The organism is Brevundimonas sp. (genome assembly GCF_003248455.1).
Classification (GTDB): Bacteria; Pseudomonadota; Alphaproteobacteria; order Caulobacterales; family Caulobacteraceae; genus Brevundimonas.
In genome coordinates this window covers 25,859-50,550 of the sequence record NZ_QFNM01000030.1, presented here as the reverse complement: position 1 = coordinate 50,550, position 24,692 = coordinate 25,859, and the positions used below count along the sequence as shown (strand labels likewise).

Below are 24,692 nucleotides of genomic sequence, written 5' to 3'. Positions count from 1 at the left end.
TCGCCCTCCTTGACCATGGTCTCGAAATCGAGCGAGACGGCCTCGGCCGAGATCGGCCCCTCGACCAGGGCGCAGATTTCGGCGATGACCTCGGCGATGTTCCGGCCCGACTTGGCGATCAGCGACGGATTGGTGGTGACGCCGTCCACCATTCCGGTGGGGATCAGGTCCTGGATGACGGCGACGTCTGCGGTATCGAGAAAGAGTTTCATGGGCGGCTTCATAGCCGAGGGCGAAGTTCGGTGAAAGTCGCCTCGGTCCTCATTCCCCTGCCGGTTCCGGAAGCCTTCGACTACGCGGTTCCCGAGGCGCTGACCTTGGCGCGCGGCGATCAGGTCGCCGTGCCCCTGGGGCCGCGCCTGATGCGGGGCGTGGTGTCGGAGGTGTTCGAGACGACGGGCTCGAACCGGCGGCTGAAGGCGGTGGAGTCGCTGCTGGACGATCCGGCCCTGCCGTCCGGGGTGATGGATTTCGTGGAATGGGCGGGGCGCTGGACCCTGTCGGCCCCGGGAGAGATGGCGGCGACGGCGCTGAAGGGCCTGCGCGCGCCGCGTCCTCGGCCCGAACGGCGGGTGAGGCGGGTCGGGGAGCGGACGCCGGCGCGGGCCACGCCGGCGCGGACGGGGGTGCTGGAGGTGCTGGGCGAGCGGGCGATGACGGCGGCCGATCTGGCGCGGGCGGCCGGCGTATCGTCCGGCGTGGTCAAGGGGCTGATCGACGAGGGCGTGCTGGAGGTCGTCGAGATCGCCTCCGAGGCCGCCTTCGACCGGCCCGATCCCGACCACGCGCCGGCCGGGCTGAACGGGGACCAGGCGGCGGCGGCGGCGGCGATGGCGGACGGCGCGATCGGCGACGGTTTCCGCCCCTTTCTGCTGGACGGGGTGACGGGATCGGGCAAGACCGAGGCCTATCTGGAAGCCATCGCGCGGGTGCTGCGCGCCGATCCGGCGGCCCAGATCCTGATCCTGCTGCCCGAGATCGCCCTGACCCAGGCCCTGATCGAGCGGATCGCGGTCCGGTTCGGCGCGGCCCCGGCCGAATGGCATTCCGGCGTCGCCCCGCCGCGCCGTCGCCAGGTATGGGAGGCGGTGATCGCCGGCCGCTGCAACATCGTGGTCGGCGCGCGCTCGGCCCTGTTCCTGCCCTTCGTCGACCTGCGCCTGATCGTGGTGGACGAGGAGCACGACGGCTCGTTCAAACAGGAAGAAGGGCTGGTCTATCACGGCCGCGACCTGGCGGTCGCGCGGGCGCGGATCGAGGGGGCGGCGGTGGTCCTGGCCTCGGCGACGCCGTCGCTGGAGACGCTGTGGAACGTTCAGGGCGGGCGTTACGACTGGCTGAAGCTGGGGGCGCGGCACGGGACGGCGGTCCTGCCCGAGATCGACCTGATCGACCTGCGTCAAAATCCGCCCGATCCGCAGACCTGGCTGTCCCAGCCTCTGCGTCTGGCCATCGGCGAGACGTTGGCGCGGGGCGAGCAGACCCTGCTGTTCCTGAACCGGCGCGGCTATGCGCCCGTCGTCCTGTGCCGCGCCTGCGGGCATCGGCTGACGGCGCCGGACACCGACAGCTGGCTGGTCGAGCATCGCTACACCGGCCGCCTGATCTGCCACCTGACCGGCTTCTCGATGCCGCGCCCGAGACTGTGCCCGTCGTGCGCGGCCGAGGATTCGCTGGTCTCGGTCGGGCCGGGGGTCGAACGGGTCGAGGAGGAGGTGCGCCAGCTGTTCCCCCAGGCGCGCACGGCGGTCTTCAGCTCCGACACCGCGCCCGACGCCCGCTCTGCACGCGCCCTGATCCAGCGGATGACGGACGGGGAGATCGACATTCTGGTGGCCACTCAGGCGGCGGCCAAGGGGCACAACTTCCCGCGCCTGACGCTGGTCGGGGTGGTGGATGCGGACCTGGGGCTTCGCGGCGGGGACCTGAGGGCGGCCGAGCGGACCTATCAGCTGCTGGCCCAGGCGACGGGGCGGGCGGGGCGGGCGGACCGGCCGGGCCGGGCGCTGTTGCAGACCTGGACCCCCGAACATCCGGTGCTGCAAGCCCTGGCGGCGGGCGACCGCGACGCCTTCGTCGAGGCCGAAATGGCCGAGCGGGAGGCGGCGTCCCTGCCGCCCTATGGCCGGCTGGCCGCGATCATCCTGTCCAGCGAGAATGCGGCCGCCGTGGAGAAGACCGCCGCCGACCTGGCCCAGGCCATTCCCAACGCCGAGCGGTTGGAGGTATACGGCCCCGCCGACGCGCCCCTGGCCCTGGTCCGAGGTCGACGCCGGAAGCGGCTGCTGGTCCGGGCGGACCGCGACGTGAACATCCAGGCCTTCCTGCGCGCCTGGCTGCAACGGGTGAAGGTTCCGGGGTCGGTGCGGCTGACGGTCGACGTGGATCCCTATTCCTTCCTCTAAGGACGGCCCGGTTCAGACCGCCATTACCGTGCCCAGCAGCACGCGGGCCCCGGGTCGGCCCAGAGCCGTATTGGTGGCGGCCTGGAGTTCGGCGGCCAGGCGGTCGATGTCGGGCACGGCGCCGGGACGAAGCCCCGCGCCGAAGCGCTGGGCCACGGTGTTGTAGGCGGCGCGCAGGCGCGGCGCCGACTGCTGGGCGCGGGCGCGATGGGCGGCGTCGGGCACGTCCACCCCGGTCTCGATCGACAGCACCCCCCGCCGGCCGTCGGCGTGGAGGATGGAGGCGGTGATGATCGGCAGACGGAAATAGGTGTCCGCCGAGGCCGCGCCGCCGCCCGACGAGGCGCGGGCGGCGGGGGCGGTCGTCGCGGCCGCCGTCGCGGCGACGGCCAGTCCGAGAAGGGCGCGGCGTTCCATGCGATGTCCTTTAGGTTGCGACCGCTTTGGGAAAGCTTCACGCCGCGTGGCGGGCGGCCGGTTCGGCCAGGTCGGCGTCGGCGTCGAAGCGGAAGCCGGCGATCTGGCGGGCCAGGGCCTCGGCCTCGTTGGCCAACTGGCGGCTGGCGGCGGTGGCCTGTTCGGTCATGGCGGCGTTCTGCTGGGTGATCTCGTCCAACTGGCCCAGCGCCCGGCGCACCTCGGCCAGACGGTCGGCCTGATGGCGCGAGGCCGAGGCCATGCCGCCGGCCAGGTCGTCGACCGCCGCGACCCGCTCGCCGATGCTGTGCAGGGCCTGGCCGGCCCGTTCGACCAGTTCGACGCCGCGCGCCACCTGGGCGGCCGAGGTGGCGATCAGGGTGCGGATCTCGCCGGACGCCTCGGCCGAACGCTGGGCCAGGGCGCGAACCTCGGCGGCGACCACGGCGAAGCCGCGGCCGGCGTCGCCGGCGCGAGCCGCCTCGACCCCCGCGTTCAGGGCCAGGAGATTGGTCTGGAAGGCGATCTCGTCGATCAGGGAGGTGAAGCGGGCGATCTCGACGGAGGAGTCGCGAATGGCGGTCATGGCCTCGGTGGTCTCGTCCACCACCGCCTCGCCATGTTCGACGTCGCGGCGGACCGAGACGACGGCCTGGGCGGTGTTCTGGGCGCCCTTGGCGGCCTGTTCGACCCCGGCGGCGATCTCCTCGGCGGTGGCGGCGGTGCGTTCCAGCCCGGCCGCCTGACGTTCGGTGCGCACGGCCAGGTCGTCCGAGGCGATGGCCAGTTCGCCCGAACCGGTCCTGACCGCCTCGGCGCTGTCGGCCACGGCGCCGAAGGCCTGGCGCAGGCTGGCGGCGGCGGCGTTGAAGTCGGCCTTCAGCGTCTCGTATTCGGGGGGGAATTCCGCCTGGATCGACACGCCCAGATCGCCCTGGGCCAGGGTCTTCAGAGCCTGGCCCAGGGCCGCGACCACCTCAGCCTGGCGCGCATCGGCCTCGGCCTTGGCTGCGGCGGCCTGATCCCGCTCGGCTTCCAGGGTCTCCAGATAGATGGAGATGGCCAGGTCCATGTCCAGCAGGGCGCGCTGGTTCAGCTCGGCCAGGGCCTGACCCGTCCGGCGGTCGTGGGCGGCGCCGGCGAACGCCTTGCGCGGCCGCGTCGCCACCGCCTTGATCAGTTCGCCCAGCAGGACGCCATAGCCGCCGATATACCAGCGCGGCTCCAGGCCGATACGGGCGTGGGTGCGGCCGATGGCGGCGACCGCGCGGCCGTAGTCCTCGTCGATCCGGCCATCGATGATGGCGTCCCAATGGCCGATCTGGGCGGACTTGGCGCGGCCCATATGGGTCTCGTCCTGGAAGAAGCGCCGGGTCTCGGGCGTGGCGCGGATGCGGTCGTAGAAGGCGTCCAGGGCGCCGGGCGCGGCGGCCCGCAGGATGTCCTGCATGGCCAGATAGTCGGGCGAGGGATGGGACAGGCCGGCGAAGTCGGTCCGCTGCTGGATCGCGGCGTCGGGCATGGTCCTGAACTCCAAATCTGGCCGGACGCCCCTGTCGCGGCGATATCCCCTTAACCAATGGGGGTTTTGCGGACGTTAACGCACCGCTTCCATTGGTGGCGGATCGCATAAGGATATCTTTATACGATCATTGCCCCCGCGCCGCTGTCGGGCTATGAGGCGCCAAATCCCTGTTTCGGCCACGACAGGCCAGGAGCCCGAGCCATGACCGACTATATCGTCCGCGACATTTCCCTGGCCGCCTGGGGCGACAAGGAAATCGCCATCGCCGAGACCGAGATGCCGGGCCTGATGGCGCTGCGCGACGAGTTCGGCGCCAGCCAGCCGCTGAAGGGCGCCCGCATCGCCGGTTCGCTGCACATGACCATCCAGACGGCGGTCCTGATCCAGACGCTGGAAGCCCTGGGCGCCGAGGTGCGCTGGGCGTCCTGCAACATCTTCTCGACCCAGGATCACGCCGCCGCCGCCATCGCCGCCTCGGGCACCCCGGTCTTCGCCACCAAGGGCGAGACGCTGGTCGAATACTGGGACTACGCCCACAAGATCTTCGAATGGGCCGACGGGGGCTATCCGAACCTGATCCTGGACGACGGCGGCGACGCCACCTTGCTGACCGTGCTGGGCCCCAAGGCCGAGAAGGACATTTCGGTCATCTCCAACCCGCAGAACGAGGAGGAGGAGGCCCTCTTCGCCGTGATGAAGCGGTATCTGAAGGAAAAGCCCGGCTTCTATTCGGCCATCCGCGACGCCATCGGCGGCGTGTCGGAAGAGACGACCACGGGCGTCCACCGCCTGTACCAGATGGCCGAAAAGGGCGAGCTGCCCTTCCCCGCCATCAACGTCAACGACAGCGTCACCAAGTCCAAGTTCGACAATCTGTACGGCTGCCGCGAATCGCTGGTCGACGCCATTCGTCGCGGCACCGACGTCATGCTGTCGGGCAAGGTCGCCGTGGTCTGCGGCTACGGCGACGTGGGCAAGGGCTCGGCCGCCTCGCTGCGCCAGGGCGGCGCCCGCGTGATCGTGACCGAGATCGACCCGATCTGCGCCCTTCAAGCCGCGATGGAAGGCTATGAGGTCCAGACGCTGGACGACGCCGCCGACCGCGCCGACATCTATGTGACGACGACCGGCAACAAGGACGTCATCACCGTCGAGCACATGCGGCGGATGAAGAACAACGCCATCGTCTGCAACATCGGCCACTTCGACAGCGAGATCCAGGTCGCGGGCCTGAAGAACTTCAAGTGGGACGAGATCAAGCCGCAGGTCCACCACGTCGAGTTCCCGGACGGCAAGAAGATCATCCTGCTGTCGGAAGGCCGTCTTGTGAACCTGGGCAACGCCACGGGCCACCCCAGCTTCGTGATGTCGGCCAGCTTCACCAACCAGACCCTGGCCCAGATCGAACTGTGGACCAACGCCGACAAGTACGAGAACAAGGTCTACACCCTGCCCAAGCACCTGGACGAGAAGGTCGCCTTCCTGCATCTGGCCAAGCTGGGCGCCAAGCTGACGACGCTGACCAAGGACCAGGCGGACTATATCAATGTGCCGGTCGAAGGCCCGTTCAAGGCGGATCACTATCGTTACTGAGCCCCCGCCTAAGCCTCTGTTGGCAGGGGGCGTCAAATGAGGAGGGCGTCCTTGGACGTCCTCGTCGACGTTTTGGTGGTGGGGGCCGGCGCGGCGGGCATGATGGCCGCCATCGAGGCCGGGCGGCGCGGACGCCGGGTGCTGGTCGTCGATCACGCCGAGCGGCCCGGCGAGAAGATCCGCATCTCGGGCGGCGGGCGCTGCAACTTCACCAATCTTGGCTGCGGGCCGGCGAACTTCCTGGGCGAGAACCCCCGGTTCGCGACCTCGGCCCTGAGGCGCTACAGCCAGCACGACTTCATCAAACGCATAGACCGGGCCGGCATCGCCTGGCACGAGAAGACGCTGGGCCAGCTGTTCTGCGACGACAGCGCCAAGCAGATCATCCGTATGCTGACGGACGACATGACGGCGGCGGGCGTCTCCCTGAACATGAAGACCGGCGTTGAGCGGATCGCGCGTGGCGGGGACGGCTGGAGCATCGGCCTTTCGGACGGGACGCAGGTCGCTGCGGCGTCGCTGGTCGTGGCGACGGGCGGCAAATCGATCCCGAAAATGGGCGCGACCGGCTGGGCCTATGAAATCGCGCGCCAGTTCGACATCCGTGTCACCGAGACGCGGCCGGGCCTGGTCCCCCTGACGTTCGAGGCGGGTCTTCTGGAGACCCTGGCGCCGTTGGCGGGGGTGTCGGTGGACGCCACGCTCGCCTCGGCGCCCGAAGGGGCCAGGGCGCGCAAGGCCAGCTTCAACGAGGCGATGCTGTTCACGCACCGGGGCCTGAGCGGTCCGGCCATTCTTCAGATCAGCTCCTATTGGCGCGAGGGCGAGGCGGTGGTGGCCAGCATGGCGCCGGGACGCGATGTGTTCGAGGAACTGAAGGCCGCCAAGGCGTCGAACGGGCGCCAGGCCGTGCACACCGCGCTGGGCCACATCGTGCCGCGCCGCCTGGCCGAGAGCCTGTGCCAGCGCGAGGGGGCGTCGGGCAATCTAGCGGACCTGTCGGACAAGGTGCTGCGGCGGCTGGACCGGGCGGTCAACGCCTGGTCGGTCAAGCCGGTGGGGTCCGAGGGCTATCGCACCGCCGAGGTGACGCTGGGCGGGGTGGACACGGCCGCGCTGGACCAACAGACGATGCAGGCCAAGGCGGTTCCGGGCCTGTATTTCATCGGCGAGGCGGTGGACGTGACCGGCTGGCTGGGCGGCTATAATTTCCAATGGGCCTGGTCATCGGGCTGGGCAGCCGGACAGGTCTGTTGATTTTTCAGGGTGCAATCGGTGCGCTTCGCGGCGACGCGGCCGAAAGGGTCGCTGAAAAAGACCGTCTGAATAGTGTGAATAGTATGAATCGGGGCTGGCTCGGTCTGGGCAGAGCGACGATGTCAAAGACCGGGGCGCCAGTCTAAGCGGGTTTGACGCCGTGGCGGGCGAATGGTCGCTGGTCCGACGCAAGTCCCGGAAAAGGCGCGCCATCGTCCGCGGCGATAGGATGGAGCGACGACGAAACGCCCCTGCGGCCGCGCGACGCATGGCGGCGACGGGGGGCGGCGCCTAGCTTGAAGCGGCGGAACGGGCCCCTCTGGCGTCGCCGCGGCCTGGCGTTTCCCCCTTGCTTTCGCCGGATCGCGCGACGTGATGTCGGACCGCACGGGTTGGTCGGCGCGGCGGGGCTTCTCCCCTCCTGGCCTGTCGCGTCGACCGCCCGATCACCCCTGGAACCGGATCGGACGCCCGAATGCCCCTGTTGATGTGCCCCAACGACGACGCCGCCATGCAGACCATGGAGCGCAGCGGCGTGCAGTTCGACATGTGCCCGACCTGCCGCGGCGTTTGGCTGGATCGCGGCGAGCTGGAAAAGCTGATGGCCGCCGCCGTCGACGAGGGTCGGGCCGCCGCCCCGGTCCAGGCCGCGCCCGCCCCGCAGTCCTATGCGCCCCCGCCCCAGGCCCAGCCCTGGGGCCAGGGCCAGCCCTATCGCGACGATCGCGGATATCGCGACGATCGATACCGGGACGACCGCTATCGCGACGGCGACTATCGCCACAAGAAAAAGAAGCGCGACAGCATCTTCGACATCTTCGATTGAGGCGGCGGCGCTGATCGGCGGACGCCTCTGTTCGTCGGTCGCGGCCGGAGCGCAGCGAAGGATTTCGGAAAGCCGGAAGGCCCTTGGCTTTCGGCTTCGTCCTGCGGACGCCCCGGAATGACGACGTCGAGACGAGCTGGGACGGTGAACGCCGTCGCTCTCACGCCGCCAGACCCGCCGCCTGCATCAGGCCGCGCAGGGCGGCCACGCTTTCCGGCGCGGCCGACAGGGCCGTGCGGACATCGGGTGCGCGCAGCAGGCGGACGGCCTCGGTCCTGGCCCGCTCGGCCGACGGACCCAGCGGTCCCGCCTCGCCTGTGGCCAGTTTCAGAAGGGCGGCGATCTTCTGCGGCGCGGAGGCGGGCGCGCGCGCGATCTGGGCGACCAGGCCGGCGTCGGCCTCCAGATGGGCGCCGACCGCGCCGATGGCGTCCGAAATCTGCGTCTGATCGTGTTCGCCCAGATGGGCGGCGCGCACCGCGCGCTGCAGCCGCGCCAGTATGGCCAGTTTCTGCGACGGCGACGGGCCGCCCGGCGCGGGCTGGCGCATCTCGGTCTCGAACCGCAACGAGCCGATGCAGGCGCCCAGCCAGCGGGCGGCCGCGCGCTTGTTGGCGCCGCCGGTCACGTTCTCGCACAGCCGGGTCAGGTGCTCGGCCTCGGCCAGGACGGTCTGGCAGCCGGCGACATAGGCGGCGACGAAATCGGCCGTGACCAGGCTCTTGGAGCGTTCGACGAAGGCGGACTGCACCTCTTCCAGCGTCAGCAGGCGGCCGGCCGAGGCGGTCAGGGCCATGGCCAGCAGCCGCAGGATGTCGATCTCGCCCACTGCGTCGTTCGGCCGAAGACGGCGCGGGCTGGTCAGTTCGCGCGTCACCATCCGGGCCAGGGCGGCGGCCAGCAGCGGAAACTCTCCTGCCGCCAGATGCACGCCCAACCGGGCGGCGGGGCCGTCGACCGACGGCATCATCAACTCCAGACGCGGGTCCATCGCCAGCAGGCCGTCCATCTCGTCCGGCGCGACCATGCGCACGATGGCCGCCAGATTGGCGCCCTGGTCCAGGGCCGGGCCCAGGACCTCGTTCAGGTTCTGGCGCACCGCCAGCATCTCGGCGACGATCTGCTCCACCGCCACCACGATCAGGGCGCGCGGCGGGCCGTCCGGCGGGGCGGCGTCCATCAGATCCATCAGAGCCGAAAGCCGCGCGCGGGCGTCGCGCCGGCCGGCGAGCGCGCCCGCGACCACCCCGCCCATCCGAAAGGCCCGGTCCGACGCCCCGGCCAGACGATGCGCCAGATCGGCGATGGATCGGTCCGCCAGCGTCGGGAACAGGCCGTCGCGTCCGGCCTTGCGCAGGCGCACGATCGCCTGTTCGGTCAGCTTCTGGTAGTGGCGCACCACGGCGTGGACGTCCTGGCCGGTCGCCTGGCTTTCGGGGACGGCGACCTTCTGGATGGCGTGCTGAAGCTCCACCCCCGCCGCCTCCAGCCGTTCGGCCACGTCGGGACGGTGCAGCAGTTCGAAGGCGGTGACGCCCTCGCGCCGCAGCCAGTCCTCCAGCACCCGGCCGATCAGGGCGCGGGCGTGGGGGGAATAGAGTTCGGCTGGCCCGGCGCAGGCTGGACGCGGCGCCGGGTCGACCGGCTTCTTCTTCTTTTCCTCGGGCGCGCCCAGGGTCAGGATGGTGACGGAGGCGAACTCCATCGTCTCGGGGTCCAGCGTCTCCTTGGTCACGCGCGCGGCGACGGCCAGCCGATCCTGAAGTTGGTCCTCGGCCGCCTCGACGGCCTGTTTTCGGTTCTCGGTGGCGATCAGCAGGGTCCACGCCGAAGGGGCGGTCCTGCGGACATAGACTTCGTAGTGGATCGGACCGGCCATGGCGCCACCTTGGACCCCAAGGCTTTAAGGCGAGGTTTTCGCGCGCCGCCGCAGCCCGAGCGCCCGCGCGTTGAAATCCCGCGCGGAACTCACCATCTTCGGCCGTCTGGGCGCGGAGGCTTCGCAGCGAATCGCCTTCTGGTCGCGGCCCCTTAGCCCTAATGTGACCGTGATCGAACGGTTACGCTTGAAGCGCGTTCCTGCTCGCGGGACCGCAAAGTTCAGGAGAAGACACCCTTGGCGAACATCACCCTGGTCGACGACGACGAGAACATCGTGGCGTCCGTGTCGCTGGCGCTGGAAAGCCATGGCCACAAGATCACCGCCTATCACGACGGGGCCTCCGGCCTGGCCGCGCTGGAATCGACGCCGCCCGACCTGGCGATCCTGGACGTGAAGATGCCGCGCATGGACGGGATGGAGGTGCTGCGCCGCCTGCGCCAGACCTCGCAGATCCCGGTCATCATGCTGACGTCCAAGGACGAGGAGATCGACGAGATCCTGGGCTTCAACCTGGGCGCCGACGACTATATCCACAAGCCGTTCAGCCAGCGGCTGCTGATCGAGCGGGTCAAGGCGCTGCTGCGCCGCACCGGGGCCGACGGCGGCGAACCCGAGGCTGCGGCCGAGGTGTCCGGCCGGGCCATCAAGCGCGGCAAGCTGTCGATGGACCCGGCGCGCCACGAGAGCACCTGGGTGCAGGCCCTGGCCCAGCGGCCCGGCTTCGTGAAGAGCCGCGACAATCTGATGGACGCCGCCTACGACGACCAGGTCTATGTCGACGACCGCACCATCGACAGCCACGTCAAGCGGATGCGCAAGAAGTTCCGCGCCGTGGACAACGAGTTCGACGCGATCGAGACCCTGTATGGCGTCGGCTACCGCTACCGCGAGAGCTGATCGTCCCGGCGGGCGTGAGCCCGAGGAGGGGCGTCGGCCGCTGTTCCGTTTCGGCGGATCGCGGCTGGGCGGCTTCATCCTGGCGCTCAATCTGCTCAGCCTGCTGATCCTGTTCGGCGGCGCCCTGCTGCTGAACGAATGGAGCAAGGGGCTGGTTGGGGCACGGCAGGAATCGCTGACGGTCCAGGCCGAACTGCTGGCCAATGTGTTGCGAGAGGAGGGGGTGACGCGGGGCGAGCCCACCCCCGAACTGGACCCTATCCGCGCCTCCCTGTGGCTGACCGACCGTTTCATTCCGGCGGGGCAGCGGGTGCGCCTGTACGACATCAACGGCCTTCTGCTGGTCGACAGCTATCAGGTGACGGAGGCTATCGGCGGCCGGCCGCTGCCCGCCGCCAAGGCGGCCGGATCGCCGACCGACGACGGGGCGGCGGCCAGGCTGGTGTCCGAACGGCGCATCGCCCGCGCCGACAGCGAACTGGCCGCCGAGGTCGGCGCCGCGCTGGAGGGCGCGCCCCAGGCGACGCTTCGCCGCAACGAATCCGGGGACCGGGTCGTGTCCGTCTCCATCCCCGTGCGGCACGTGCGCCAGGTGCTGGGGGTTCTGACGGTCGAATCCGGCGACGTGGACGAGATCCTGAGCGCCCAGCGCCGCGCCCTGGTGCCGTTCGCCCTGGTGGCGCTGGGGGTCAATCTGCTGGCCTCGCTGCTGCTGCATCTTTTCGTGGCGCGGCCGATCATGCGGCTGTCGGCGGCGGCGGACCAGGTCAAGCTGCAGCGCGCGCGCGCCATCTCCCTGCCCGACCTGGAGGACCGCAAGGACGAGATCGGCGACCTGGCGCGGTCGCTGGAATCCATGACCGACACCCTGTCCACCCGGATGGACGCCATCGAGCGGTTCGCCGCCGACGTGTCGCACGAAATCAAGAATCCGCTGACCTCGATCCGGTCGGCGCTGGAGACCCTGCCGCTGGTCAAGACCGACGCCCACCGCGAGAAGCTGACGGCCCTGTTGCAGCAGGACGTGCGGCGGCTGGACAGGCTGATCACCGACATCTCCAACGCCTCGCGCCTGGACGCCGAACTGTCGCGCGACCGGCCCCGCCCGGTCGAGCTGAACCGGCTGCTGACCGACATCGTCGGCGTCTACGACACCACGGCCAAGCCCGGCGACGTGCCGGTGATCCTGAAGGCGCCTGAGACGTCGCTGCGCGTCATGGGGCGCGACGGGCCGCTGGGCCAGGTGTTCCGCAACCTGATCGACAACGCCCGCTCGTTCAGCCCCGAGAGCGGGGCGGTGAAGGTCAGCCTGGAGGAGACGGGCGACGACCTGCCGGTGCGCGTGCGGGTCGAGGACGAAGGGCCGGGCATCCCGCCCGAAAACCTGGAGACGGTGTTCGAACGCTTCTACACCTCCCGGCCGCAGGGGGCGAAGTTCGGCTCCAACTCGGGCCTGGGCCTGTCCATCGTGCGCCAGATCGTCGAGGCCCATGGCGGGCGCGTCCATGCCGAGAACCGGATGGACGCGGGCCGGATCGTCGGCGCCCGGTTCGAGATCGTCTTTCCGGCGGTCGGCCGCTGGGCATGACGCCCCGGAGTCCGGCGCGCCCCCCGATCCACGCCACCACGGTCGCCGTGCGCCGGGGCGGCGGCTGGCGCGGGGTGATGATCCTGGGCGCGTCGGGGGCGGGCAAGAGCGACCTGGCGTTGAGATTGACGGGGCGCGGCTGGCGGCTGGTCAGCGACGACTACACCCAGGTCTGGCCCTCCGCGGGCGCGCTCTACGCCCGCGCCCCCGCCGCCATCGCCGGCCGGATCGAGGTCCGGGGGCTGGGGATCGTGTCTGCGGCGACACGGCCGCTGGTTCGAGTGGCGCTGGCGCTGGACTGTGCGCCGGGGCCGTTGGAGCGCCTGCCGGAGCCGCAGCAGCGGGACTTCGCCGGGGTCCGACTGCCCCTCCTGACCCTGGACCCCAGACCGGCCTCGGCCGTCGATGTGGTCGCAGCGGCGTTGGAGACGCTTTGAAACCCTGGAAGACGGGTCTATGACACCCCCCTTGCGGTCCAAGAAAGGGCGGCGTCCGGCCTCCTCGCCGGACGGGGGAACGTTCGGGACGGTTCGGGGCGGGATGCGAGTGAAGTCCTCATGATCGGTCTGGTCATCGTCACCCACGGCGGGCTGGCGTCAGAATTCCTTTCGGCCATGGAGCATGTGGTCGGCCCCCAGCGCGGCGTGGCGGCCATCTGCATCGGGCCGGACGACGACATGGAGCGCCGCCGGCGCGACATCGTCGATGCGGCGGCGGCCGTGGACGACGGCGACGGCGTGATCCTGCTGACCGACATGTTCGGCGGCACGCCGTCCAACCTGGCCATTTCGGTGATGGAGCAGACCCACGCCGAGGTGATCGCCGGCCTGAACCTGCCCATGCTGATCAAGCTGGCCAGCGTGCGCGGCCGTGAGACGCTGGAGGCGTGCGTGGCCCATGCCCAGGACGCCGGGCGCAAATACATCTCGGTCGCGTCCTGGGTGCTCGCAGGCGAAAAATGAGCGTCGACGCCACCCTGAACATCTGCAACGCGCGCGGCCTGCATGCCCGCGCCTCGGCCAAATTCGTCAAACTGGCCTCCAGCTTCGAAAGCGAGATCCACGTGACCCGAGACGGGGTGACGGTGGACGCCCGCTCGATCATGGGCCTGCTGATGCTGGGCGCCGGCATAGGCTGCAGCATCGACGTCTCCGCCGAAGGGCCGGACGCCGAGGATGCGATGGAAGCCCTGAAGGACCTGGTCGCGCGCAAGTTCGACGAGGATCAGTAGGTCGAGGCTGACGGAAGGCTACAGCCCCAGCGCCTGGCGGATGTCGCGCCAGTCGATGTATTTGAAGTTCTGGGCGCCGCCGTCGTTGACGTCGTCCTGGATGACGACGAGGCCGTCGGGGAAGGGGCCGACCGGACCGCTGGCGGCGGCGAGGCCGTCCGTGCCCGTCACCCCGTCGACCGAGGGGCCGTCCACCACCTTGAAGCGACCCTTGTATTCGGGCGCCGCGCCGTCGATGCGCCAGACGGGGAAGGTGGAATCGCCTTGGCTGGAAGCGATCAGATAGCGGCCTGAGGCGTCGGTGATGGTGGTCAGGCCTTCGGCGTCGGCGACCAGAATGTCCTTGGCGATGGGCTGGACAAGGGTGCGGGCGGCGCCCGACGCCGGGTTCAGTCCGTAGCGCCACAGGCCGACGTTCTCCTCGTTGATATAGAGGGCGTCGGTCGCCTCGTCGGCGGCGCAGCCTTCGGAGATGGCGCCGATCTCGGCGGTGCGGACCAGGCGGGCGGTGGGCTGGCCGGCGGCGTCCACGCTCAGGACGAACTGGCGCAGTTCGCCCTCATGCCCGACCAGTATGGCGTGGACCTCGGCGCCGCGTCGGGCGAAGCAGAAGCCGTAGGGTTCGACCACGTCGGTCGCCACATGGCCCCAATAGCGCACCGCGTTCCGGCCGGTCCCGGCGGGATCGAAGCGATAGAGCGCAATTCCCGTCTTGCCCGGCGTGCGGTCGCTGGCGCCCAGGACCAGTTGAGGGCGGCCGTCGATCGCCAGCCCCTCGACCGCATCGACATTGTTCAGCAGGCCCTCGGGCAGGAACTGAAGGACGCGGCCGTCGAAGCCATAGATATAGAGGCCCGACTTCTTGTCCGTGCCGGCGACGAAGCCGGGGCTGGTCTGGCCCGATACGGTGACGGGGGTGGCGCTGGCCCAGACGGCGGGGTCGTCGGCGGCGTCCTGGCCCGGCGCGCCGACGGGCGGGGTCTCCAGAACGGCGTGAACCGGGGCGCCCGGCCCGACCACGCCGGCCCCCTCGCCCTGGAAATCGACCTCGTGCGTCGCGCAGGCGCCCAGAAGCGCGACCAGGGCGCAGGCGGCGGAAAGGCGAAGGCGAGGGCGGCGCATGGCGGTCTCCGAAACGATCTGAAGGCGTCCTTTCGGCATGGCGGCGATGCGGTCAACGGCGTCGTGGTGACGGTTCGACGTCGGTTCGATGACCGATGATCCGAAAAGGGATCAATCGTCGCCGTCCTGTCGGAAAACCGCGAAACGGGCGTCGCGGAACCGTCGCCGTCGCGTCGCCCGCAAAGGTTAAGCGGCCGTCCCATCGGCTCGAAGCGAACGTCGCGCGCCGAGGGGGACATGAGATGAAACTGCACCTTTTGATGGGCGCCGCCCTGAAGCCGATGCTGATGGCGCCGATGATCCTGGCGCCGATGGCCGTCGCCGCCCAGGCCGAGACCGCCGATGCGGTCGTCGCCTCCGCCGTCGCCGGCGACGTGATTTACGGTCGCGTGACCAACGCCTCGGGCGCGCCCCTGCCGGGCGCCGAGGTCGTGGCGCGCGGTTCGGGCCAGCGGGCCGTGACCGACACGCAGGGCGAGTTCACCCTGCCGACCGCCGCAGGGCAGACGGTCCTGGACGTGCGCTACCTGGGCCTGCCGTCGGCCAGCCAGACGGTCATCACGACGCCGGGCGAGAACGCCAATGTCGCCATCGTCCTGGGCGCCCCGTCGGCGACCGACGTGGCGGACGTTATCGTGACCGGCGTGATCACCGACGGCGTGGCCCGCTCGCTGAACCAGCAGAAGAATGCGGAAGGGACGGTCAACGTCCTGTCGGCCGATGCGATCGGCCGCTATCCCGACCCGAACGTGGCCGAATCGCTGCAGCGTGTTCAGGGCATCGCCATCCAGCGCGACCAGGGCGAAGGCCGCTACATCAACGTGCGCGGCGCTCCGTCGGCTTTCACCGCCGTTTCGGTGGACGGGGTGCAGGTTCCCGCCGTCGACCCCGGCACGCGCGCCGTCGACCTCGACACCCTGCCCAGCGACATCGTCGCCAACATCGAGGTGTCCAAGACCCTGCTGCCCAGCCAGGACGCCGATTCCATCGCCGGCGCGGTCGACATCCGCACGCGCTCGCCGTTCGACCGGCGTCGCCTGACGATCAACGGCTACGGCGGCGGCAGCCATAACGACTATGGCGGCAGCGACGTGCGCGCCGGGGCCACGATCTCCGACGTCTTCGGCCCCAACGAGACCTTCGGCGCCCTGTTGTCGCTCAGCTATTCGCAGACCAACCGCAAGCCGGAGAACGTCGAATCCGGATGGGTGAAGCTGAAGACGCCGGAAGGCGGCGAGGTTTTCGGGCTCGAGGAGGCGCTGTTCAAGGAATACGACACCGAGCGCACCCGCCAGGCCGTCACCGGCGCTCTGGAATACCGTCCGTCCGACGATTTCCGCCTGTTCCTGCGCGGTTCGTTCGCCAAGTTCGAGGACGACGAATACCGCAACCAGCTGCTGATGACCTTCGACGAGGAAAGCCTGCAACCGGGCGCGACCGACACTTCGGCCACCTTCACGGATGTCACCGTCGGCCGTCAGCTGCGCCACCGCACCCAGGTCAACGAGATCACGACCCTGGCCTTCGGCGGCGAGCGCATCTTCGGCAACGGCGCCAAGCTGGACGCCACCCTGTCCTACGCCGACAGCAGCCAGACCTATCCGAACCGAAACGAACTGCTGTTCAACAGCACGGTCGATGAAATCAGCTACGACTTCAGCGGCGACCACTACGAGCCGACCTACTCGCTGTTCACGACCCAGGAGCATCTGGACCCGTCGAACTTCGCCTTCCGCGAGAACGTCTTCCGCTCCAACACGACCGACCAGGAAGAGACGGCCTTCCAGGCCAATCTGGAGTTGCCGTCTAACTTCGCTGGCCGCGACGTGACCTGGAAGTTCGGCGCCAAGTATCGCACCCGCGAAGTGACGGCGGACGAAGAGCGTCTGCGCGGGCGCGGTGCCGCCAACCGGCCGACCCAGACCTTCGCCGACTTCCTGACCGACACCGAGAGCCGCAACTACGACTATCTGCTCGGCTACAAGTTCGACAACGGCATGGCGGACGACTATTTCGCCCAATACCGCGCCATCTCGGACCGCCGCATGCCTGACTCGGTCACGGCGGACTACGAGGCTCAGGAAGACATCCTGGCCGGCTACGGCCAGGCGCGCTTCGACATGGGCGCGACCAACGTCATCGTCGGTCTGCGCGTCGAGCAGACCAAGTTCGAAGGCTCGGCGCCGACTTATACCGTGACCGAGGACGGCGATGAGATCTATTCGACGGCCAGCGTCGACCGCGACCACACTGATTTCTTCCCCAGCCTGACGGTTCGCCACAGTTTCTCGGACAACCTGATCGGCCGCTTCGCCCTGACGCGCTCGATCTCGCGTCCTGAGTTCGCCCAGATCGTGCCGCGCCGGATCGAGGAAACCGACGGTTCGGACATCTCCTACGAAATCGGCAACCCGGACCTGGAGCCGACGCTTTCGAACAACGTCGACCTGGGCCTGGAATACTACTTCGCCTCGCTGGGCGTGGTGTCGGCCAACGCCTTCTACAAGGACCTGACCGACTATCGCTATGTCCTGAAATACGAGGACGAAGTGAGCATCGACGGGACGATCTTCGACGCCGAGTTCGAGACCCCGATCAATGCGCCGGACGGCCACATCGCCGGCCTGGAACTGAACTGGCAGCAGAAGTTCGGCTTCCTGCCGGGGCTGCTGTCCGGCTTCGGCGTGTTCGCCAACTACACCTGGACCGAGGCCGAGATCACCACCGCCCAGCCATATGGCGGCCGCACCGAGTTCGCCCTGCCGGGGCAATCGGACAACAACTACAATGTCGCCCTCTTCTATGAGAACGCCGGAGTCAGCGCGCGCCTGTCCTACACCAAGCGCAGCGACTATCTGGAGGCGATCAACGCCGACGACCCGGACTTCGACCTATTTGTCGAGGGGCGCGAGCAGTTGGACTTCACCGCCAGCTACGACTTCGGCAACGGCGTGGAGCTGTTCACCGAGGCGAAGAACCTGACCAACTCTGCGGGCTCCCGCTACTATGGCGCGCGCGAGCGGACCTACGAATACGAGAAGTTCGGCTACAACGTCTTCTTCGGCGTGCGCTTCAAGCTCTGAATCCAACGGTCGGATCGGAAACGAAGGGGCCGGGCGGCGACGCTCGGCCCCTTTTCGTCGCCGGCCCCTCTGCAATTGGTCGAAGCCGGCCCCATATTGGCGTCCAGCGGTTGACCCACGCGGGGCCAACGCTAGTGTCCGCCCGCCTTTCCCCGCGCGCCAGAAGACCAGAGGATACCATGGCCGAAGCCACCGCCGCCTACGACGTCGTCATCATCGGCGGAGGGCCGGGCGGCTATAACGCCGCGATCCGCGCCGGCCAGCTGGGCCTGAAGGTCGCCTGCGTGGAGATGCGCTCGACCCTGGGCGGCACCTGCCTGAACGTCGGCTGCATGCCCTCCAAGGCCCTGCTGCACGCCTCGGAGCTGTGGGACGCCTCCAACGGCGAGTTCGCCAAGATCGGCATCGAGGTCTCGCCCAAGCTGAACCTTGGCCAGATGCACAAGGCCAAGGACGACAGCGTCCTGACCCTGACCAAGGGGATCGAGTTCCTGTTCAAGAAGAACAAGGTCGAGTGGATCAAGGGCAAGGGCAAGATTGTCGGAAAGGGCAAGATCGAAGTCACCGCCGCCGACGGCGTGGTCCAGACGCTGGACGCCAGGAACATCGTCATCGCCACCGGCTCCGAGCCGACCCCGTTGCCGGGCGTCGCCTTCGAGGACGGCAAGGTGATCGATTCCACCGGCGCCCTGTCGCTGCCGGCCGTGCCCAAGAAGCTGATCGTGGTCGGCGCGGGCATCATCGGCCTGGAGCTGGGTTCGGTCTGGCGCCGCCTGGGCGCGGAGGTCACGGTGGTCGAGTTCCTGGACCGGATAACGCCCGGCATGGACACCGAGGTCGCCACCGCCTTCCAGCGCACCCTGACCAAACAGGGGATGGTCTTCAAACTGGGCGCCAAGGTCACGGCCGCCAAGTCCGGCAAGGACGGCGTGGAGCTGACGGTCGAACCGTCGGCCGGCGGCGCCGCCGAGACGATCAAGGGCGACGTGGTTCTGGTGGCCATCGGTCGTCGTCCGTACACGGATGGTCTGGGTCTGGAGAGCGTGGGCGTGACGCCGGACAAGCGCGGCTTCATCGATCACGACCACTTCAAGGTGACTGGCCAAGTCAACGAGGGCGGCGTCTGGGTGATCGGCGACGTGACCCACGGCCCGATGCTGGCGCACAAGGCGGAAGAGGACGCCGTCGCCGTGATCGACACCATCGCCGGCAAATACGGCCACGTCGACTACGCCCTGGTGCCCAGCGTCGTCTACACCTTCCCCGAAGTGGCCTGGGTCGGTCAGACCGAGGACCAGCTGAAGGCCTCAGGCATCGCCTACAAGAAGGGCAAATTCCCCTTCGCCGCCAACAGCCGCGCCAAGATCAACCACGAGACCGACGGCTTCGTGAAGGTTCTGGCCGACGCCGCGACCGACAAGGTGCTGGGCGTGCACATCATGGGCCCGCAGGCCGGCGAAATGATCCACGAGGCCGCCATCACCATGAGCTTCGGCGGCGCGTCGGAAGACATCGCCCGCACCTGCCACGCCCACCCGACCCGTTCGGAAGCCGTCCGCCAGGCGGCCATGGATGTCGAAGGCTGGATGATGCAGGCCTGATCCGACACGCATCGACACTCTAAGCAAGGCCCGGACGGCGCCGTCCGGGCCTTCTTCACATCAGGCCAGACCCTTCAGCCGATAAAGCGCCTCCAGCGCCTCTCGCGGGGTGAGTTCGTCGGGGTCGACGTCACGCAGGGCCAGTTCCACGGGGGAGGGCCCACGCATCGGTTCCGGCTCGGCGACCGCAAAGAGGGGCAGGTCGTCCAGACGGGCGGCGGCGGCCTTTTCGCCCTCCAGCCGCTCCAGCACCGAGCGGGCGCGGGCGACGACGGCGCCGGGCACGCCGGCCAGCTTGGCGACCTGCACGCCATAGGAGCGGTCGGCGGCGCCGGGCGCCGCCTCGTGCAGGAAGACCAGGTCGCCGTTCCATTCCTTGGCGACCATCGACAGGTTGCAGACATGGTCCAGCCGCGTCTCCAACTGGGCCAGTTCGTGATAGTGGGTGGCGAACAGGGTTCGGGCGCGGTTGGTCTCGTGCAGGGCCTCGGCGGTCGCCCAGGCGATGGCCAGGCCGTCGTAGGTCGCCGTGCCGCGCCCGATCTCGTCCAGCACCACGAAACTGCGGGGCGTGGCCTGGGTCAGGATGGCGGCCGTCTCGACCATCTCCATCATGAAGGTGGAGCGACCGCGCGCCAGATCGTCGCCGGCGCCGACGCGGCTGAACAGCCGGTCCACCACGCCCAGCCGCATCGAACGGGCGGGCACGAAGGCCCCGGCCTGGGCCAGGATGACCAGAAGGGCGTTCTGGCGCAGGAAGGTCGATTTACCGGCCATGTTCGGGCCGGTGACGATGGCCAGGCGCGCGCCATCCCGGCCCGATCCATCCAGCCGGGCGTCGTTGGGGGTGTAGGGATCGCCCGCCGCCTTGACCGCCGCCTCGACCACCGGATGGCGGCCAGCCTCGACGCAAAAGGCCAGGGTGTCGTCCACGACCGGGCGGACGGCGCCGGTTTCCTGCGCCCACTCGGCCAGGGCGGCGTGGGCGTCCAGTTCGGCTAGGGCCTCGGCCATGGCCTGCAGCGGCTGGGCCAGGCGTGCGACCTCGCGCCGCCAGGTCTCGAAGGTTTCGGTCTCGATGGCCAGGGCGCGGTGGCCGGCCTGACTGATCCGGGCGTCGAGCTCGGACAGTTCGACGGTGGTGAAACGGACCTGGCTGGCCAGCGTCTGGCGGTGGATGAAGGGGCTGTCGGGGCCGGCGCGGAGCAATCCCTCGGCGGCCTTGGCCGAGGTCTCAAGGAAGTAGCCCAGGACGGCGTTGTGTTTGACCTTGAACGGCACGCCGGATTCGGCCACGGCGCGGGCTTCCAGATCGGCGACCACGCGGCGGCTGTCGTCGCGCAGGGTGCGGGCGGCGTCCAGTTCGGCGCGATAGTCGGGGCGGACGAAGCCGCCGTCGCGCGCCAGATGCGACGGCTCGTCCACCAGACCGTCGATCAGGTCGGCCATCAGGCGCGACAGGTCCGGCGACAGGCCGAGACGATCCAACGCCACGGCGATGCGGCGCGGCTGGCCGGTCAGGGGATCGACCTGGCCGATGAACAGGCCCGACAGACGTTCGGCCGCCGACAGGCCGATCCGCACGGCGGCCAGGTCGCGCGGTCCGCCGCGGCCCAGGGCCAGGCGCCCCACCGCGCGTGCGATGTCGGAGGAGGCTTTCAAGCCCTCGCGCAGATTGCGGCGCAGGTCGCGGCGCTCCAGCAGCCATTCGACGGCGTCCAGCTGTTCGTTGATCGCCAAGGGGTCGCGCAAGGGCCGGGCGATCCGTTCGGCCAGGGCGCGCGCCCCGCCCGAGGTGACGGTGCGGTCGATGCAGGCCAACAGACTGCCTTCGCGCTCGCCCCTCTGGGTGCGGTCGATCTCGAGACTGGCGCGGGTCGCCGGGTCGATGGCCAGAAAGCCGCTTTCGCCCAGGCGGCGCGGCGGGGCCAGGGCCGGAACCTTGCCGGCCTGGGTCGTTTCCAGATAGGCGGCGATCAGGCCCAGGGCCGAGACCTCGGCCTCCTCGAAGGCGCCGAAGCCGTCCAGGGCCGCCACCCCGTACAGCCGTTCGACCCGCGTTCGCGCGGCCTGGGGTTCGGCGATGGCCGAGGCCAGGGCCTGGACCACCCCGCCCGACCCGTCCAAGGCGTCGCGCGTCGTCGCGTCCGAATAGATGCGGTCCGTGACCAGGACCTCGGAGGGGCGGAAGGCGGCCAGGGCCGCGCCCATGTCCTCGACCGCGCAGGCCACGCTGTCGACCGCGCCGGACGACAGTTCGACCACGGCGACGGCCGCCCGTCCCTTGCGCACCGCCACGGCCGCCAGACGGTTGGCGCCGCGCGCGTCCAGCAGCGAATCCTCGGTCAGGGTGCCGGGCGTGACGACGCGCACCACGCCGCGATGGACCACGGCCTTGCCGCCGCGCTTCTTGGCCTCGGCGGGGTCTTCCAGCTGTTCGCAGATGGCCACCTTGTGACCCAGGCGGATCAGCCGGGCCAGATAGCCCTCCATCGCATGGACCGGCACCCCGGCCATCGGAATGTCATCGCCCTGATGCTTGCCGCGCTTGGTCAGGGTGATGCCGAGCGCGGCGGCCGCGACCTCGGCGTCCTTGAAGAACAGCTCGTAGAAATCGCCCATGCGGAAGAATAGTATGGCGTCCGGCTGGCCCGCCTTGGCCGTCAGATACTGCGCCATGAAGGGCGTCGCGCCTTCCAGCGAGGCGGCGATTTCAGGGGGGTGAGAGACCGGGGCGTTCATGCCCCGACAGGGTGAAGGATCGCGCCGCGCGCCTCAAGGGCGAACGACGGACCTTGCACAGGCTTGTCGGCCGGGTCAGGCGGCGCTGGAGATGCGCAAACGGGCGACGGTGAAGGCGGCGGGCGCCTCCAGGGCCAGGGCCGACCAGTCCAGATCGGGGCAGGGGGCGTGGGCGGCGGCCAGGATGGCGCGCAGTTCGGCGGCCGAGGCGACGCTGGCCACCACCTTGTCCACCCCCTTCAGCGACAGGGCGTAGGCCAGGGCCGCCTGCATGGGGTCGCAGCGTTGTTCGGCCAGGCGGCGGCGGGTGCGCGACAGGGCCTGGGCGTGGCTGGCCAGTTCGGGCGGCAGATCCTCGCCGCCCGCGAACAACAGGCCGTCGGCGAAGACGGAGGACAGATGCACCGCCGCGCCGGCGTCGGCGACGGCCTCCAGCACGCCCTCCTGGGCCGCGCGCTGATCCAGCAGGCTGCAGGGAATCTGGATCACGTCCGCCTCCAGCCGGCGGGCCAGCAGGGCCGGGCCGTCCTCCAGCGTGGCGCAGAAGCCGATGCGGCGGAACAGGCCGCGATCCTTCAGGCTGCGGGCGCGGTCCCACAGGGCGCGGCCCTCGGCGCCCGCCAGGTCGGCGGCGCTGGAGATCAGAAGGACGTCGCCGCGCGGCAGGCCCATCCGTTCCAGGGAGCGGCGGGCGCGCGCCTCGACCCGGTCCAGGCCCTCGCTCAGGGCGACGGTGCGGACCGTGACCTGGAAGGGCGAGGGGAAGGGCCAGGCCTGGCCCAGCAGACGTTCGCCATCGCCCTCCGGCCGGGTGGCGATCAGCTTGACGCCCGCGTCGGCCCCGGTCTGAAGCAGGAACCGCATGGCGTCCTCGCGCGCGCCGGACGGGGCGCTCATGAAGGCGCCGGGCGCGCGTTCGGGCGCCGTCACCACGGCCAGGGCCAGGCGATGGGTGGGCGAGGACGCCGAAGGTGTGGCGGGGGAATACGACACCCCCGCACTGTGGCGCGCAATGCTTAAGGGACGCTGAGCGAGACCTTAAGCGAACCCTACTTATCCACCGCCGATATGCGTCGGCGGGAGATGGTTTCAATCGGCGTCCGGCTGGCGATCCGGGTGCGCGGCTTCGAAGGCGGGATGGGCCTGCGCCCGCGCCTCGACGGCCAGGAGATGCGGCCAGGGCGACAGGTCCATGTCGAACCGGCGGGCCGAATAGAGCTGCGGGATCAGATAGCAGTCGGCGAGGGTCGGGGCGTCGCCGAAGCACCAGTCCGTCCCATGCCGGTCGACCAGGGCCTGAAGCGCATCGAAGCCCGTCGCGATCCAGGCGGCGGCCCAGGCGTTCACCGCGGCCTGGTCGGCGGCGAAGTCGGCGCGCAGCGCCTTCAACACGCGCAGATTGTTCAGCGGATGAATGTCGCAGCCGATCAGGGCGCACATGGCCCGCACCGCCGCCCGGTCGTCGGCGCCCGAAGGCAAAAGCGGCGGAGACGGATGGGTCTCCTCCAGCCATTCCAGTATGGCCGGGCTCTGGATCAGGACGCGGTCGCCGGTCTGAAGCGCGGGCACCATGCCCTGGGGGTTCAGGGCCAGATAGTCCGCCGCCTTCTGCTCGCCCGTTCTGAGATCGTGGGCGGCCAGGTCGTAGCCGATCCCCTTCAACGCCAGGGCGATCCGCACCCGGTAGCTGGCGCCCGAGCGCCAATAGCCGTGCAGGATCACGGGCGGATCTCGAAGCGGAGCGTCTCCAGCCCGGCGATGGTCACGACCACGCGGTCGCCGGGCTTCAAGGGGCCGACGCCCGACGGGGTGCCGGTGAAGATCAGGTCGCCGGGCTGGAGCGACCACAGGGCGGCCGCCGCCTCGACGATGCGGTCGGGGTTCAGGATCATGTCGTTCAGCACGCTGTCCTGTCTGGTCTCGCCATTGACGGTCAGCCGGATGGCGCCGGCGGGGTCGGGCAGGGCGCCCAAGGTCAGGGGGCCGCACGGCGCGGACTGGTCGAACCCCTTGGCGGCGTCCCAGGGGCGGCCGGCCTTCTTGGCCTCGGCCTGGAGATCGCGGCGCGTCAGGTCGCAGCCGACCGCCCAGCCGACGATCCCGATCCCGCCGTCCGCCGTCGGGCCGATGGCGGCGACCAGTTCGGCCTCGTAATGCAGGTCGTCGGTCGCGGGGGGATAGGCCGGGTCCGCGCCGTCCGACACCAATGCGTCGCCGGGCTTGGAGAAGAAGAAAGGCGTCTGCTTGTCCGGGTCGGACCCCATCTCGCGCGCATGGGCGGCGTAGTTCTGGCCGACGCACAGGATGCGGCGCACGGGAAAACGCGCGTCGCGGCCCACGACGGGCAGGGAAGGGACGGGACGGGGCGGGAACAGCCATTGGGTCATGGCCGTGTTCTAATGCGCCGGCCAGGGTCTGGCGAGGGGGCGGAGAAGACCGGTAGGATCGTCGCCTGGCGGGAACTTCGCGCCGGGAGTGGCGTTGCCATACGGGGTTCTCTATTCTACCGCCAAGCTTTCAACG

20 protein-coding genes are annotated in these 24,692 nt (G+C 69.7%); 11 read left to right on the top strand and 9 right to left on the bottom strand.

Annotated elements, in window-relative coordinates; all coding sequences use genetic code 11:
- A partial coding sequence (locus tag DI624_RS12130) for a transaldolase family protein (RefSeq protein WP_291538841.1) occupies positions 1 to 212 on the bottom strand: 212 nt, incomplete at its 3' end.
- 30 nt (positions 213 to 242) lie between these two features.
- Here DI624_RS12130 and DI624_RS12125 point away from each other — a divergent pair.
- Positions 243 to 2,405: a primosomal protein N' gene (locus tag DI624_RS12125; protein WP_291538839.1), complete on the top strand. Its 2,163-nt coding sequence runs from the start codon at positions 243 to 245 to the stop codon at positions 2,403 to 2,405.
- A 12-nt stretch (positions 2,406 to 2,417) separates the two neighbouring features.
- Here DI624_RS12125 and DI624_RS12120 read toward each other — a convergent pair whose 3' ends face one another.
- Entirely contained in the window at positions 2,418 to 2,822 is a 405-nt protein-coding gene (locus DI624_RS12120; RefSeq protein ID WP_291538837.1) for a Tat pathway signal protein, read from the bottom strand.
- Between the two features lie 37 nt (positions 2,823 to 2,859).
- A complete protein-coding gene (locus DI624_RS12115; protein WP_291538835.1) occupies positions 2,860 to 4,344 on the bottom strand; it encodes a methyl-accepting chemotaxis protein in 1,485 nt (494 codons plus the stop codon).
- Positions 4,345 to 4,548: 204 nt separating this feature from the next.
- On the opposite strand from DI624_RS12115, the gene ahcY reads away from it, so the two are divergent.
- From ahcY to DI624_RS12100, 3 genes are all read left to right on the top strand, one after another.
- Positions 4,549 to 5,940, top strand: a complete 1,392-nt coding sequence (gene ahcY, locus DI624_RS12110; protein WP_291538832.1) for an adenosylhomocysteinase — start codon at positions 4,549 to 4,551, stop codon at positions 5,938 to 5,940.
- Between the two features lie 36 nt (positions 5,941 to 5,976).
- Positions 5,977 to 7,197, top strand: a complete 1,221-nt coding sequence (locus DI624_RS12105; protein ID WP_291538830.1) for an NAD(P)/FAD-dependent oxidoreductase — start codon at positions 5,977 to 5,979, stop codon at positions 7,195 to 7,197.
- Between the two features lie 475 nt (positions 7,198 to 7,672).
- Positions 7,673 to 8,023, top strand: a complete 351-nt coding sequence (locus DI624_RS12100) for a zf-TFIIB domain-containing protein (protein ID WP_291538829.1) — start codon at positions 7,673 to 7,675, stop codon at positions 8,021 to 8,023.
- A 160-nt stretch (positions 8,024 to 8,183) separates the two neighbouring features.
- Here the strand turns inward: DI624_RS12100 and DI624_RS12095 are convergent, their stop codons facing one another.
- Entirely contained in the window at positions 8,184 to 9,902 is a 1,719-nt protein-coding gene (locus tag DI624_RS12095) for a hypothetical protein (RefSeq protein WP_291538827.1), read from the bottom strand.
- A gap of 237 nt (positions 9,903 to 10,139) precedes the next feature.
- Here DI624_RS12095 and DI624_RS12090 point away from each other — a divergent pair, with 237 nt between their 5' ends.
- The 5 genes from DI624_RS12090 to DI624_RS12070 all read left to right on the top strand — a co-directional run bounded on the left by DI624_RS12090 (position 10,140) and on the right by DI624_RS12070 (position 13,621).
- On the top strand, positions 10,140 to 10,802 hold the full coding sequence (locus DI624_RS12090; RefSeq protein ID WP_291538825.1) for a response regulator transcription factor: 663 nt from the start codon (positions 10,140 to 10,142) through the stop codon (positions 10,800 to 10,802).
- Positions 10,771 to 12,390, top strand: coding sequence for an ATP-binding protein (locus DI624_RS12085; RefSeq protein ID WP_291538823.1), 1,620 nt, complete (start codon positions 10,771 to 10,773; stop codon positions 12,388 to 12,390). The genes DI624_RS12090 and DI624_RS12085 overlap by 32 nt, the downstream gene beginning before the upstream one ends.
- Positions 12,387 to 12,827, top strand: coding sequence for an HPr kinase/phosphorylase (locus DI624_RS12080; RefSeq protein ID WP_291538821.1), 441 nt, complete (start codon positions 12,387 to 12,389; stop codon positions 12,825 to 12,827). The genes DI624_RS12085 and DI624_RS12080 overlap by 4 nt, the downstream gene beginning before the upstream one ends.
- Positions 12,828 to 12,947: 120 nt before the next feature.
- On the top strand, positions 12,948 to 13,352 hold the full coding sequence (locus tag DI624_RS12075) for a PTS sugar transporter subunit IIA (RefSeq protein ID WP_087121127.1): 405 nt from the start codon (positions 12,948 to 12,950) through the stop codon (positions 13,350 to 13,352).
- Positions 13,349 to 13,621 (top strand): HPr family phosphocarrier protein, encoded by a 273-nt coding sequence (locus DI624_RS12070; protein ID WP_291538814.1) that lies wholly within the window; start codon positions 13,349 to 13,351, stop codon positions 13,619 to 13,621. The genes DI624_RS12075 and DI624_RS12070 overlap by 4 nt, the downstream gene beginning before the upstream one ends.
- Before the next feature lie 18 nt (positions 13,622 to 13,639).
- Here the strand turns inward: DI624_RS12070 and DI624_RS12065 are convergent, their stop codons facing one another.
- Complete coding sequence (locus tag DI624_RS12065) at positions 13,640 to 14,743, bottom strand: phytase (protein WP_291538813.1); 1,104 nt, start codon at positions 14,741 to 14,743, stop codon at positions 13,640 to 13,642.
- 242 nt (positions 14,744 to 14,985) lie between these two features.
- On the opposite strand from DI624_RS12065, the gene DI624_RS12060 reads away from it, so the two are divergent.
- Complete coding sequence (locus DI624_RS12060) at positions 14,986 to 17,826, top strand: TonB-dependent receptor (protein WP_291538811.1); 2,841 nt, start codon at positions 14,986 to 14,988, stop codon at positions 17,824 to 17,826.
- Positions 17,827 to 18,005: 179 nt separating this feature from the next.
- Complete coding sequence (gene lpdA / locus DI624_RS12055) at positions 18,006 to 19,427, top strand: dihydrolipoyl dehydrogenase (protein WP_291538809.1); 1,422 nt, start codon at positions 18,006 to 18,008, stop codon at positions 19,425 to 19,427.
- Between the two features lie 60 nt (positions 19,428 to 19,487).
- Here lpdA and mutS read toward each other — a convergent pair whose 3' ends face one another.
- From mutS to DI624_RS12035, 4 genes are all read right to left on the bottom strand, one after another.
- Positions 19,488 to 22,169: a DNA mismatch repair protein MutS gene (gene mutS / locus DI624_RS12050; protein ID WP_291538807.1), complete on the bottom strand. Its 2,682-nt coding sequence runs from the start codon at positions 22,167 to 22,169 to the stop codon at positions 19,488 to 19,490.
- Between the two features lie 75 nt (positions 22,170 to 22,244).
- On the bottom strand, positions 22,245 to 23,162 hold the full coding sequence (locus DI624_RS12045) for an aldo/keto reductase (RefSeq protein WP_291538804.1): 918 nt from the start codon (positions 23,160 to 23,162) through the stop codon (positions 22,245 to 22,247).
- A gap of 96 nt (positions 23,163 to 23,258) precedes the next feature.
- Complete coding sequence (maiA, locus tag DI624_RS12040; RefSeq protein WP_291538802.1) at positions 23,259 to 23,891, bottom strand: maleylacetoacetate isomerase; 633 nt, start codon at positions 23,889 to 23,891, stop codon at positions 23,259 to 23,261.
- Positions 23,888 to 24,556 (bottom strand): fumarylacetoacetate hydrolase family protein, encoded by a 669-nt coding sequence (locus tag DI624_RS12035; RefSeq protein ID WP_291538799.1) that lies wholly within the window; start codon positions 24,554 to 24,556, stop codon positions 23,888 to 23,890. Before DI624_RS12035 ends, maiA begins: the two co-directional genes overlap by 4 nt.
- Positions 24,557 to 24,692 lie beyond the last annotated feature (136 nt).

Coding starts and splice junctions, on each gene's coding strand:
- DI624_RS12115 (WP_291538835.1), bottom strand. CDS start 4,344: ATGCCCGACGCCGCGATCCAGCAGCGGACCGACTTCGCCGGCCTGTCC.
- DI624_RS12065 (WP_291538813.1), bottom strand. CDS start 14,743: ATGCGCCGCCCTCGCCTTCGCCTTTCCGCCGCCTGCGCCCTGGTCGCG.
- mutS (WP_291538807.1), bottom strand. CDS start 22,169: ATGAACGCCCCGGTCTCTCACCCCCCTGAAATCGCCGCCTCGCTGGAA.
- DI624_RS12060 (WP_291538811.1), top strand. CDS start 14,986: ATGAAACTGCACCTTTTGATGGGCGCCGCCCTGAAGCCGATGCTGATG.
- DI624_RS12085 (WP_291538823.1), top strand. CDS start 10,771: ATGGCGTCGGCTACCGCTACCGCGAGAGCTGATCGTCCCGGCGGGCGT.
- DI624_RS12080 (WP_291538821.1), top strand. CDS start 12,387: ATGACGCCCCGGAGTCCGGCGCGCCCCCCGATCCACGCCACCACGGTC.
- DI624_RS12120 (WP_291538837.1), bottom strand. CDS start 2,822: ATGGAACGCCGCGCCCTTCTCGGACTGGCCGTCGCCGCGACGGCGGCC.
- DI624_RS12095 (WP_291538827.1), bottom strand. CDS start 9,902: ATGGCCGGTCCGATCCACTACGAAGTCTATGTCCGCAGGACCGCCCCT.
- DI624_RS12075 (WP_087121127.1), top strand. CDS start 12,948: ATGATCGGTCTGGTCATCGTCACCCACGGCGGGCTGGCGTCAGAATTC.
- lpdA (WP_291538809.1), top strand. CDS start 18,006: ATGGCCGAAGCCACCGCCGCCTACGACGTCGTCATCATCGGCGGAGGG.
- DI624_RS12035 (WP_291538799.1), bottom strand. CDS start 24,556: ATGACCCAATGGCTGTTCCCGCCCCGTCCCGTCCCTTCCCTGCCCGTC.
- DI624_RS12105 (WP_291538830.1), top strand. CDS start 5,977: ATGAGGAGGGCGTCCTTGGACGTCCTCGTCGACGTTTTGGTGGTGGGG.
- DI624_RS12070 (WP_291538814.1), top strand. CDS start 13,349: ATGAGCGTCGACGCCACCCTGAACATCTGCAACGCGCGCGGCCTGCAT.
- ahcY (WP_291538832.1), top strand. CDS start 4,549: ATGACCGACTATATCGTCCGCGACATTTCCCTGGCCGCCTGGGGCGAC.
- DI624_RS12100 (WP_291538829.1), top strand. CDS start 7,673: ATGCCCCTGTTGATGTGCCCCAACGACGACGCCGCCATGCAGACCATG.